Annotated in this window: 2 protein-coding genes and 1 pseudogene; all 3 read left to right on the top strand. The window is 76.0% G+C overall.

Translation table 11 applies throughout. The annotated features are described in order from the left end of the window. Positions 1-12: 12 nt before the first annotated feature. Positions 13-498 (top strand): annotated as a pseudogene (locus ACFV18_RS21195) (KR domain-containing protein); the annotation flags it as partial. 84 nt (positions 499-582) lie between these two features. After that, entirely contained in the window at positions 583-6,504 is a 5,922-nt protein-coding gene (locus tag ACFV18_RS21190; protein ID WP_380485403.1) for an SDR family NAD(P)-dependent oxidoreductase, read from the top strand. A gap of 44 nt (positions 6,505-6,548) precedes the next feature. Beyond that, positions 6,549-13,082, top strand: coding sequence for an SDR family NAD(P)-dependent oxidoreductase (locus tag ACFV18_RS21185; RefSeq protein ID WP_380485395.1), 6,534 nt, complete (start codon positions 6,549-6,551; stop codon positions 13,080-13,082). The last annotated feature ends 58 nt before the right edge of the window (positions 13,083-13,140 follow it).

Here is a 13,140-nt window from a genome sequence, read left to right as displayed (position 1 = left end):
GCGGGTGGTGCGTTGGGTGGTGTGGTGGCGCGCCGTTTGGTGGTGGGTCATGGGGTGCGGCGGTTGTTGTTGGTGTCGCGTCGTGGTGTGGGTGACGCGGGGTTGGTGGGGTTGGCGGGGGAGTTGCGGGGTTTGGGCGCGGTGGTGGAGGTGGCCGCGTGTGATGTGGGGGATTTGGGGGCGTTGCGGGAGTTGGTGGGGGGTTTGCCGTCGGGGTTCCCGTTGACGGGTGTGGTGCATGCGGCGGGGGTGCTTGAGGACGCGACGGTGGAGAACGTGTCGGTGGGGGGTTTGGGCCGGGTGTGGGGTCCGAAGGCGTTGGGTGCGTGGAATCTGCATGTGGTGGCGGGGGATGTGGCGGCGTTTGTGGTGTTTTCTTCGGTGGCGGGGGTGTTGGGGACTGCGGGTCAGGGGGGTTATGCGGCGGCGAATGTGTTTGTGGATGCGTTGGTGGCGTGGCGTCGTGGTGTGGGGTTGTCGGGTGTGTCGTTGGCGTGGGGTTTGTGGGAGCGAGCCGGTGCGATGACGGGGCATTTGGGGGAGGTGGATCGGGCGCGGATGGCGCGGGTGGGTATCGCGTCGATGTCCGACGAGACCGGTCTCGCCCTCTTCGACACCGCTGTCACCAGGCCCGAACCGCTGCTGGTCACCGCACCGATCGACCTGCAGGCCCTGCGGGCCGCCGCCAAGTCCGGCACCGTCCCCCCGCTGCTGCGCGGGCTCGCGCCCAGGGTGCGGCGCCGCGCCGGTGCCCAGGGCTCGCTGTCCGATGGTTCCTTCGCCGAGCGGTTGGTGGGGTTGTCGGTGGCGGAGCAGGAGGGGCTGCTGCTGGAGTTGGTGGTGGGTCAGGTGGCGGTGGTGCTCGGTCATGCGGATGGTTCGCGGTTGGACGCGGGTCGGGCGTTCAAGGATCTGGGTTTTGATTCGCTGACTGCGGTGGAGTTGCGCAACCGCTTGCAGGCGGCGGTGGGGGTGCGGTTGCCGGCGACGGTGGTGTTCGACCATCCGAGTCCGTTGGCGCTGGCGGTGCGGTTGCGTGAGGAGGTGTTGGGTTCGGCGGCGTCGGCTCCGGCGGTTCCGGCGGTTGTGTCGGTTCCGGTGGATGAGCCTGTGGCGATTGTGGGGATGGCGTGCCGGTTCCCGGGTGGGGTGCGTTCGCCGGAGGATCTGTGGCGGCTGGTCGCGGAGGGCACTGATGCGATCGGTGGTTTCCCGGAGGACCGGGGGTGGGATCTGGAGGGGTTGTTCGATCCGGATCCGGAGGCGCGGGGGAAGTCGTACACGCGTCATGGTGGGTTCTTGTACGACGCGGCGGAGTTCGATGCGGAGTTCTTCGAGATCTCGCCGCGTGAGGCGTTGGCGACGGATCCGCAGCAGCGGTTGTTGCTGGAGCTGGCGTGGGAGGTGGTGGAGCGCGCCGGGATCGATCCGGTGACGTTGCGCGAATCGCAGACCGGCGTGTTCACGGGCGTCATGTACAACGACTACAGCTCCCGACTGGACCGGACCCCCGACGGCATGGAGGGGTACCTGGCGATCGGCAACTCGTCGAGCGTCGCCTCCGGCCGGGTGGCTTATCAGCTGGGTCTGCAGGGTCCGGCGGTCACCGTCGATACGGCTTGCTCGTCCTCGCTGGTCGCGCTGCACCTGGCGGCCCAGTCCCTGCGCCGCGGCGAGTGCGATCTCGCCCTCGCGGGTGGGGTGACCTTGATGTCCACCCCGTCGATGTTCGTGGAGTTCAGTCGGCAGCGGGGGTTGGCGGCGGATGGTCGGTGCAAGCCGTTCGCGCAGGCGGCGGACGGGACGGGGTGGAGTGAGGGTGCGGGGCTGCTGCTGGTGGAGCGGTTGTCGGACGCGCGGCGGCTGGGGCACCGGGTGCTCGCGGTGGTGCGTGGTTCGGCGGTCAATCAGGACGGGGCGAGCAATGGTCTGACCGCGCCGAACGGTCCGGCTCAGCTGCGGGTGATCGCTGCCGCGCTGGCGGCGGGCGGGCTGGTGCCGGCGGAGGTCGATGCGGTGGAGGCGCACGGCACCGGGACCAGGCTGGGTGACCCGATCGAGGCGCAGGCGCTGATCGCGGCCTACGGGCGGGGCCGGGAGGAGGGCCGGCCGCTGTGGTTGGGGTCGGTGAAGTCGAACATCGGTCACACGCAGGCGGCGGCGGGTGTCGCGGGTGTGATCAAGATGGTGAAGGCGATGGAGCACGGGGTGCTGCCGCAGTCGCTGCACGTGGACGCGCCGAGTGAGCATGTGCAGTGGGAGGGTGGCGGGGTCGAGCTGCTGGCCGAGCAGGTGGTGTGGCCGGAGGTCCGGCGTCCGCGCCGGTCCGCGGTGTCGGCGTTCGGGATCAGCGGGACCAACGCGCATGTCGTCCTCGAACAGCCCGAAGCCCAGCCCGCCGCCATTGTCGCGGCCCCGGTGTCGGCCGCCCCGGCGACGGCCGGTCCGGTGCCGTGGATCCTGTCCGCGCGGAACGAGGCCGCCCTGCGTGCGCAGGCCGCCAACCTCGCGGCCGCCGTCCGGGACGGCGGGAGCGCCGATCCGGTGGACGTGGCCCGGGCCCTGGCCACCACCCGCACCCGCTGGAACCACCGCGCGGCGGTGGTCGGCGGCGACCTGGACGGCTACCTCGCGGGCCTGGACGTGCTGGCCGAGGGCGGCGTCGCGCCGGAGGCGGTCAGCGCCGTCGCGGGCACCGGCGCGGTGGCGTTCATGTTCACCGGGCAGGGCAGCCAACGGCTCGGCATGGGGCGGGAGTTGTACGCGTCCCAGCCGGTGTTCGCGGCCGCCCTGGACGAGCTGTTCGCCGCCCTCGACCCGCACCTGGACCGGCCGCTCGCCGAGGTGGTGTTCGCCGAACCGGGCAGCCCCGAGGCGGCGCTGCTGGACAGCACCGGGTACACGCAGCCGGCCCTGTTCGCGCTCGAGGTGGCGCTGTTCCGGCTGCTCGAACACTGGGGAGTGCGCCCGGACGTGCTGCTCGGGCACTCGGTCGGCGAGATCGCGGCGGCGCACGTGGCGGGCGTGTTCGGGCTCGGGGACGCGGCGAAGCTGGTCGCCGCGCGGGGCCGGCTGATGCAGGCGCTGCCGCCGGGCGGGGCGATGCTCGCGGTGGAGGCCGGCGAGGAGCAGGTGCGGGCACTGATCGAGCAGCGGGGATCCGGGGTGGACCTGGCCGCGGTGAACGGCCCGATGGCGGTGGTGGTCGCCGGCGACGAGGACGCCGTCACCGCGCTCGCCGGGGAGCTCACCGAGGCGGGCCGGCGGACCAAGCGCCTGACGGTCAGCCACGCCTTCCACTCGGCGCACATGGACGCGATGCTGACCGAGTTCCGTGCCGTCGCCGAGACACTCGACTACCGTCCGGCCACCGTCCCGGTGATCTCGGCGCTGACCGGCCGCCCGGCCGGGGACACCGAGCTGGGCTCGGCCGAGTACTGGGTGCGGCACGCCCGTGGCACGGTCCGGTTCGCCGACGCGGTGCTGCGGGCCCAGGAGGCGGGCGTCGAGGTGCTGGTGGAGCTAGGCCCCGGCGCGGTGCTGGCGCCGATGGCGCTGGACAGCTGGCCGGTCGACGCCGAACGGCCCGCCGCGGTGCCGGTGCTGCGGGCCGACCGCCCGGAAGGGCTGGGCGTCGCCACCGCGCTGGCCCGGCTGCACGTGCACGGGGTGGGGATCGACTGGCCCGCGCTGCTCGGCGCCGGGAGCGGCGGGTTCGCCGTGCCGAGCTACCCGTTCCAGCGCCGCCGTTACTGGCTGGAGCCGGCCCCCGGGCCGCAGCCGGTCGCGGCGGCCGGGCTCGGCGAGGCGGGCCACCCGCTGCTCGGCGCGGTGATCGACGACCCCGAGTCGGCGGCGCTCGCTCTCACCGGCCGGATCGCGGCGGCCACCCACCCGTGGCTGGCCGACCACACCGTCGCCGGGGCCGTGCTGCTGCCCGGCACCGCGGTGGTGGATCTGCTGCTGCACGCCGCCGACCGGGTCGGCGCGGACGGGGTCCGCGACCTGCTGCTGGAGTCCCCGGTGGTCCTGCCCACGGGCCGGGCGCTCCAGCTGCGGCTGGTCCTCGGCGCGCCCGCCGAGGACGGCGAGCGCACCGCGGTGCTGTACGCCAGGCCCGAGGACGACGACCCGGCCACGGGCTGGACCAAGCACGCCACCGCCCGGCTCGGCGGCGTCGCCCCCGGGCCGGACGGCGCCGACCAGGACGGCCGCCAGTGGCCGCCCGCCGGAGCCGTCGCCCTGCCCGTCGACGACCTCTACCCGGACCTCGCCGAGCGTGGCCTCGGCTACGGACCGCTGTTCCGCGGCCTGCGCGCCGCCTGGCGCGACGGCGACACCGTCCTGGTGGAGGCCGAGCTGCCGCAGGGCACCGCCACCGACGGTTTCGTGCTGCACCCCGCGCTGCTCGACTCCGCGCTGCACGGTTTCCTGCTGCTGAGCGACGACCCGGCGCCCGTGCTGCCGTTCGCCTGGAGCGGGATCCGCGCGGCCGCCCGCCCCGTCACCGCGCTGCGGGCCCGGATCACCCCGCTCGCGGCCGATCGGCTGCGCTTCGAGGCCCGGGACCTGGACGGGCGGCTCCTCGTCCGGATCGACTCGCTCACCACCCGCCCGCTGCCCGCCGGGACCCTCGGCGGGGACCGGGGCGGACTGTACGCGACCGAGTGGGTGCAGGCGCCGCTGCCGCCCGTCCCCGCCGCAGGGTGGGCACTGCTCGGCGGCACGGACGCCGCGACGGCCGCTCTCGCCCTGCCCGCCGGAACGCGGCGCCACCTTGACGTCGCCGCGCTCGCCGCGGCGGAAGGCGGGGTGCCCGGCGTGGTGGTGGCGCCCTGCCCGGCCTTCGCCCCCGCCGCGGCCGACCCGGCCGAGGCGGTCCGGGCGGAGACCGCGGGCTTCCTCGCCCTGCTGCGGTCCTGGCTGGCCGAGGAACGGCTGTCCGGCAGCCGCCTGGTGGTCCTCACCCGTGGCGACGGCCTCGCCGCCGCCGCGGTGCGCGGACTCCTGCGGGCCGCGCAGCGCGAGCACCCCGGCCGGTTCGCCCTGATCGACACCGACGAGCGGAGCACCGCCGACCTGCTGCTCGCCGCCTGCGCCGGTGACGAGCCCGAACTGCTCCTGCGGGACGGCACCGCCCTGGCCCCCCGGCTGGCCGCCGTGCCCGAGGAGGCGACCACCGCGGAGCCGGTGCTGGACCCCGACGGCACCGTGCTGATCACCGGCGCCACCGGCGCGCTCGGCCGACAGCTCGCCCGGCACCTGGTCCGGCGGCACGGCGTGCGCCGGCTGCTGCTGGTCAGCCGCGGCGGCCCGGACGCCGAACTCGCGGCCGAACTCGCCGCAGCCGGAGCGGACGCCGGCTTCGCCGCCTGCGACGTCGCCGACCGGGCCGCGCTGGCCGAGGTCCTGGCCGCGGTGCCGGCCGCGCATCCGCTCACCGGGGTGTTCCACGCCGCCGGCGTGGTCGCCGACGGGGTGCTGGAGTCACTGACCGCCGCCGACCTGGACACCGTGCTGCGGCCCAAGACCGACGCCGCCCTGCACCTGCACGAACTGACCCTGGACGCCGACCTCGGCGCGTTCGTCCTGTTCTCCTCGGTCGCCGGGGTGCTCGGCTCCGCCGGGCAGGCGAACTACGCCGCCGCCAACGCCGCCCTGGACGCCCTCGCCGGGCAGCGCCGTGCCCGCGGCCTGCCGGCCGTCTCGCTGGCCTGGGGCAGTTGGGAGGCCGAAGGGGACGGCCGCGGTATGACCGGGGCCCTCGACGGCGCCGAACGGGCCCGGCTGCGCCGCACCGGCGTGGTGCCGCTGACCGCGCAGGACGGACTCGCCCTGCTCGACCGGGGTCTGACGGCGGACCGGCCCGTGCTGGTGGCCGCCCGGTTCGACCCGGGGGCGCTGCTCGCGCAGGACGCCGAGGGCACCCTCCCGGCGGTGCTGCGCGGCCTGCTGCCCGCCCGGCGCCGGCCCGCGCCGACCGCGGCGCCCACCCGGCCGGACCCGCTGCGGACCCGGCTGGCGGCGCTGGCCGGGCCGGAACGCGGCCGGCTGCTGCTGGACACCGTGCGTCAGCGGGCCGCCGCCGCGCTCGGACACCCCGGCGCGGACGCCGTTCCGGCCGGCCGCGGCTTCCTCGACCTCGGGTTCAACTCGCTCACCGCGGTCGAGTTCCGCAACGACCTGGAGCGGCTCACCGGACTGCGCCTGGCCGCCACCGTGATGTTCGACCACCCCACCCCGGACGCGCTGGCCCGGCACCTGCTGGAGCTGGCCGGGCCGGCCGACCCGGCGCCGGCCGCCGCCCCCGCGTTCACCGGACTGGAGGAGTTCGCCGGCACCCTCGCCGGACTCGAAGCCGATGCCCGGGCCAGGGCGGCCGTGCGGCTGCGCGAACTGCTGCAGGAACTCGACGGAACGGCCGCCGCGGCCACGGACGGCTTCGACGACGTCAGCGACGACGACATCTTCGACTTCATCGACCGGGAACTCGGGGCCTCCTGATGGGCCGCCAACCGTCCCCGCAGACCCCGAGAGGACAGCTGAACGTGACGACCGAACAGAAACTGCGCGACTACCTCAAGCGGGTCACCGGCCAGCTCGCGCAGGCCAACCGCCGCCTGCGCGAGGCCGACGAGGCCCGGACCGAACCGATCGCGATCGTCGCGATGAGCTGCCGCTACCCGGGCGGGGTCCACACCCCCGAGGACCTGTGGCAGCTGGTCGCCGACGGCCGCGACGCCACCGGCGAGTTCCCCGCCGACCGGGGCTGGGACACCGAAGGGCTGTACGACCCCGACCCGGAGTCCACCGGCCGCACCTGCACCACCCGCGGCGGCTTCCTCTACGACGCCGACCGCTTCGACCCCGAGTTCTTCGGAATCAACCCGCGCGAGGCCCTCGCCACCGACCCGCAGCAGCGGCTGCTGCTGGAACTCGCCTGGGAGGTCTTCGAACGGGCCGGCATCCGTCCGCAGGACGTCCGCGGCAGCGCCACCGGGGTGTTCACCGGAGTCATGTACAACGACTACGGGGCGCGGCTGCGGCCGATGCCGGGCGCCTTCGAGGGCTACCTGGGCAGCGGCAGCGCGGGCAGCGTCGCCTCCGGCCGGGTCTCCCACACCTTCGACCTCGGCGGCCCCGCGATCACCGTGGACACCGCCTGCTCGTCCTCGCTGGTCGCCATCCACCTCGCCGCCGAGTCGCTGCGCCGCGGCGAGTCCGTGCTCGCGCTGGCCGGCGGCGTCACCGTGATGGCGACCCCCGACACCTTCGTGGAGTTCAGCCGCCAGCGCGGCCTCGCCCCCGACGGCCGCTGCAAGCCGTTCTCCGCGCACGCCGACGGCACCGGCTGGGGCGAGGGCGGCGGGCTGCTGCTGCTGGAGCGGCTCTCCGACGCGCGGCGCAACGGCCATCCGGTGCTCGCCCTGGTCCGCTCCAGCGCCGTCAACCAGGACGGCACCAGCAGTCAGCTCACCGCCCCCAACGGCCCCGCGCAGCAGCGCGTCCTGCGGCAGGCGCTGGCCAACGGCGGACTCCTGCCCGGTGACGTGGACGCCGTCGAGGCGCACGGCACCGGCACCACCCTGGGCGACCCGATCGAGGCGGGCGCGCTGATCGGGGTCTACGGCGCCGACCGGTCCCCGGACGCGCCGCTGCGACTCGGCTCGGTCAAGTCCAACCTCGGCCACACCCAGGCCGCGGCCGGCGTGGCCGGCGTGATCAAGATGGTGATGGCGCTGCGCCACCGGACGCTGCCCCGCACCCTGCACGCCGAACAGCCCTCGCCGCACGTCGACTGGGCGGGCGGCCACCTCGCCCTGCTCACCCAGCCGGTGGCCTGGCCGCCCCGCGAGCGGCCCCGCCGGGCCGGTGTCTCCTCGTTCGGCATCAGCGGCACCAACGCCCACGTGATCATCGAGGAGGAGCCGGCCGCCGAACCCGCCGAGCCCGCTGCCGAGCCCGCCGCCGAACCCGTCGTCAGCGCGCCGACCCCGCCCTGGGTGCTGTCCGCCCGCACCGACGGGGCGCTGCGCGCCCAGGCGGGCCGGCTCCGGAGCTGGCTCGGCGACGCCCGCACCGGCGACGCCGAAGTCGCCGCCGCGCTGGCCGGGCACCGCACCCTGTTCGAGCACCGTGCGGTACTGCTCGGCGGCGACCGCGACCGGCAGCTCGCCGCCCTCGACGCGCTCGCCGCCGGCCGCCCGTCCCTCGACCTGGTCGAGGGGCACGCCGAGACGGCCGGCCGCACCGTCCTGGTCTTCCCCGGGCAGGGCACCCAGTGGGCCGGCATGGCCGGCGACCTGCTCGAACGCTCCCCCGTCTTCCGGCGCGCCCTGGAGGAGTGCGCCGACGCGCTCCGCCCGCACACCGACTGGTCACTGCTGGACGTGGTGCGCGCCGGCGGCGACGGCGACCTGCTGGCCCGCGTCGACGTGGTGCAGCCCGCGCTGTTCGCCATGATGGTGTCGCTGGCCCGGCTGTGGCGCTCCGTCGGTGTGGTCCCCGACGCCGTCGTCGGCCACTCCCAGGGCGAGATCGCCGCCGCCCACGTGGCCGGCGCCCTCGACCTCGACGACGCCGCCCGCGCGGTCGCCCTGCGCAGCCGCGCCCTGACCCGGCTGGCCGGCAGCGGCGCGATGGCCTCGGTCGCGCTCGGCGCCGAACAGGTCGCCCGGACCCTCGCCGACGGCCGGCCCGGCGTGCACATCGCCGCCGTCAACGGGCCCGGCGCCACCGTCGTCGCGGGCGACCCCGACGCCGTCCGGGTGCTGCTCGACGAGTACCGGGCCGCCGGAGTGAAGGTCCGGCTGCTCCCGGTCGACTACGCCTCGCACTCCCCGCACGTCGAAGCCATCGAAACCGAGATCCTCGACGCGCTGGCCGGCCTGAAGCCGCGCACCGCCGACACCGCCTTCTACTCGACCGTCACCGCAGGCCCGATCGACACCGCCACCCTCGACGCCGCCTACTGGTACCGCAACCTGCGCCGACCGGTCCGCTTCGACGAAGCCACCCGGCGGCTCGCGGCCGACGGCCACCGGCTGTTCGTCGAGGCCAGCCCGCACCCCGTGCTGACCGCCGCCGTCGAGGAGACCGTCGAACAGGCCGGCGCCACCGTCACCGCGATCGGGACCCTGCGCCGCGCCGAACCCGCCGCCGACCGCTTCCTGCGCTCCGCCGCCGAACTGCACACCCAGGCCGCCGACCTCGACTGGACCGCTCTGCGCAGCGCCGCACCGTCCCGCGACGCCGTCCCGCCGACCTACGCCTTCCAGCGCCGCCGGCTGTGGATCGACACCCCCGCCGGGGCCGCCGACGCCGCCGGCCTCGGCCTCGACCCGGCCGGACACCCGCTGCTCGACGCGGCACTCGCCACCGCCGAACCCGGCACCCTGCTGCTGACCGGCCGGATCTCCCGGCGCACCCACCCCTGGCTGACCGGCCACGCCGTCGCCGGCAGCGTGCTGGTCCCCGGCACCGCGCTGCTCGAACTCGCCCTGCACGCCGCGGGCCGGGCCGGCGCCGGCGCGGTCGAGGAACTCACCCTGGAAGCACCGCTGCCACTGCCCGAGGACGAGCCGGTGCAGCTCCAGGTCGCCGTCGTCGCCGACGGGCCGGGCCGGCACCGGGTCACCGTGCACTCCCGGACCGCCGCCACCCCCGGCGACTGGACCCGGCACGCCGCCGGCACCCTCGCCGCACCGTCACCCGCCGCACCCGCGCCCGACACCGACACCGACACCGCCGCGGCCTGGCCGCCGCCCGGCGCCCGGCCCGTCCCGCTCGACGGCGCGTACGAACGGCTCGCCGCCCTCGGCTACCACTACACCGGGGCGTTCCGCGGCCTGCGGGCCCTCTGGCAGGACGGCACGGACCTGCACGCCGAAGTGGAACTGCCTGCCCCCGACACCGACAGCACCGGCCACGCCGTCCACCCGGCGCTGCTCGACGCCTGCCTGCACGGCCTGCTCGCCGCCGACCCGCCCACGGACGAACTCCTCCTGCCCTTCCACTGGAGCGGCGTGCGCCTGCACGCCACCGGCGCCCGCACCCTACGGGTCCGGCTGCGCCGCACCGGCGAGCAGACCCTGGCACTCGCCGCGGCCGACCCCCACGGCCGTCCCGTGCTCGACGCGGACGCCCTCACCCTGCGCCCGATCGACCCGGCCCGCCTCGCCGCCGGCGGCCGCAACGCCCGCGACGCCCTGTACCACCTCGGCTGGCGGCCGCAGGCCCCGGCCACCGGGACCGTCCCCGCGACCGGTCCGCTGACGCTGCTCGCCGCACCCGTCCCCGGCGGTCCGGAGGCCGCCGAGGACGCCGCCCGCCGGCTGGCCGACCGCCACGGCCGGCCCGCCTGCCACCCGGACCTCGGCGCGCTGCGGGCCGCGGGCGCCCCCCGGCCCGCCGAGGTGCTGGTCCTCGTACCGCCGCAGGGCGGCGCGGACGTCCCCGGCGACACCCACCGGCTGACCGCCGGACTGCTCGGCCTGCTCCAGGACTGGCTCGCGGACGAGGCGTTCGCCGACACCCGGCTCGTCCTGGTCACCCGCCGGGCCGTCGTCACCGCCGCCGACGAACCCGGGCCCGACCTGGCCGGTGCGGCCGTGTGGGGCCTGGTCGGCGCGGCGATGGCCGAGAGCCCCGACCGGTTCGGCCTCGCCGACCTCGACGAACACTCCCTCGACTCGCTGCCCGCCGCCCTCGCCACCGGCGAATCCAGGCTCGCGGTGCGGGCCGGGACGGTGCTGCTGCCCCGGCTCGCCCGCTCCGGCGGACCGCACCCCGACCTGGCGGTCCCCGACCGACCGGCCTGGCGGCTCGACCTCACCGAGCGCGGCAGCCTGGAGAACGTCGTCCTCGCCGACTGCCCGGAACTCGCCGCCGCACTCGAACCCGGCCAGGTCCGGGTGGCACTGCGGGCGGCCGGCCTGAACTTCCGGGACGTGCTGATCGGCCTCGGCATGTACCCGGGCGACGGCCGGATGGGCGGCGAGGGCGCGGGCGTGGTCCTGGAGACCGGGCCGGGCGTCACCACGCTGCGCCCCGGCGACCGCGTCATGGGCCTGATCACCCACGGCACCGGGCCCGTCGCGGTCACCGACCACCGGATGCTGACGGCGATCCCGGACGGCTGGTCCTACGCCCAGGCCGCCACCGTCCCGATCGTCTTCCTCACCGCCTACTACGGGCTGCAGGACCTGGCCGGCGCCCGCCGCGGCGAACGCCTGCTGCTGCACGCCGCCACCGGCGGCGTCGGCATGGCCACCCTGCAACTGGCCCGCCACTGGGGCCTGGAAGTGCTCGCGACCGCCAGCCCCGCCAAGTGGCCGGTGCTGCGCGCCCTCGGCGTGCCCGCCGAACGCATCGCCTCCTCGCGCGAACTCGGCTTCGAGGCGATGGTCGCCGAGCAGACCGGCGGGGCAGGCGCCGACATCGTGCTCAACTCGCTCGCCAAGGAGTTCGTCGACGCCTCGCTGCGGGCGCTGCGACCCGGCGGACGGTTCGTCGAAATGGGCAAGACCGACATTCGCGACGCCGACACGATCGCCCGCGAGCACCACGGCGTCCGCTACCGGGCGTTCGACCTGCTCGACGCCGGGCCCGAACGGATCGCCGAGATGCTCGCCGACCTGGCCCGGCTGTTCGCCGAGGGCACGCTCGCACCCCTGCCCGTGCACAGCCGGGACGTCCGGCAGGCCAAGGAGGCGCTGCGGTTCCTCTCCCAGGCCCGCCACACCGGCAAGCTGGCGCTCACCCTGCCCGTTCCGCGCGACCCCGACGGCACCGTGCTGCTCACCGGCGGCACCGGCACCCTCGGCGCGATGGTCGCCCGCCACCTGGTCCGTGATCGCGGTGCCACCCGCCTGCTGCTGATCGGCCGGCGCGGCCCCGAGGCGCCCGGGGCGGAAGAACTCGCCAAGGAACTGACCGCGCTCGGCGCGCACGTCGACATCGTCGCCTGCGACGCCGCCGACCGGCAGCAGCTCGCCGACCTGCTGGCCGAGGTCCCCGCCGAGCACCCGCTGACCGCGGTGCTGCACCTCGCCGGGGTGCTCGACGACGCCACCGTCCCCAACCTCACCGCAGAACAGCTGCACACCGTGCTGCGGGCCAAGGTCGACGCCGCCTGGAACCTGCACCGGCTCACCCTGGACCTCGACCTGTCCGACTTCGTGCTGTTCTCCTCACTGGCCTCCACCGTCGGCGCCCCCGGCCAGGCCAACTACGCCGCCGCCAACGCCTTCCTGGACGCCCTCGCCCGGCACCGGCAGGCCCACGGCCTGCCCGCCACCTCGCTCGCCTGGGGACTGTGGGCGCAGGCCAGCGGCATGACCGACCACCTCGACCGCGACGACCTGGCCCGGCTGCGCCGCAGCGGCGTGCTGCCGATGGACGAGGAACTCGCCCTCGGGCTGCTCGACCTCGCCCTGGACAGCAGCCACCCGGCCGTGGTGCCCGCCCTGTTCGACCCGGCGGCGCTGCGCCGGCAGGCCGAGGCCGACCTGCTGCACCCCGTCCTGCACGACCTGGCGCGCCGCCCCGCCGGACGGGACGACCCCGCCGCGCCCGCGCAGCCCGCCGTCCTGCAACTGGCCGACCGGGACCCGGAGGAGCGGGCCCGGGCCGTGCGGGAACTGGTCCGCAGCAACGCCGCCCTGGTGCTCGGCCACGACTCGCCCGACGGCGTCCCGCTGGACCGGCCGTTCAAGGACATCGGCTTCGATTCGCTCACCGCCGTCGAACTGCGCAACCGCCTCAACCGGGCCACCGGCCTCCGGCTGCCCGCCACCGTGATCTTCGCCCACCCCACTGCCGGGCAACTCGCCGAGCACCTGCTCACCGCCCTCGCCCCGGCCGGACCCACCCTGCTCGCCGAACTCGGCGAACTGGAGGCCCGGCTCACCGCCGAGGACCCCGATGACGCCCTGCGCGAGGAACTGCTGACCCGCCTGGAGGCGATGGCGCGGCGCCTGCGGCCCGCCGAACCGGAGCCCGGGGCGCCCTCCGAGGCCGGCATCGACGCCGCCAGCACCGAGGAGATCTTCGCACTCATCGACCGGGAGCTGGGCCGATGAGCGGCGCACCGGCGCCCCGCACCGCCGCCCACCCCCATCGACCGCACCCCACCGGAGA

Origin of the sequence: Kitasatospora sp. NPDC059673 (assembly GCF_042734215.1) — a bacterium.
Lineage (GTDB): Bacteria > Actinomycetota > Actinomycetes > Streptomycetales > Streptomycetaceae > Kitasatospora.
Note: the sequence above shows the minus strand (reverse complement) of the source record. Positions and strands in the feature narration are given on the sequence as shown.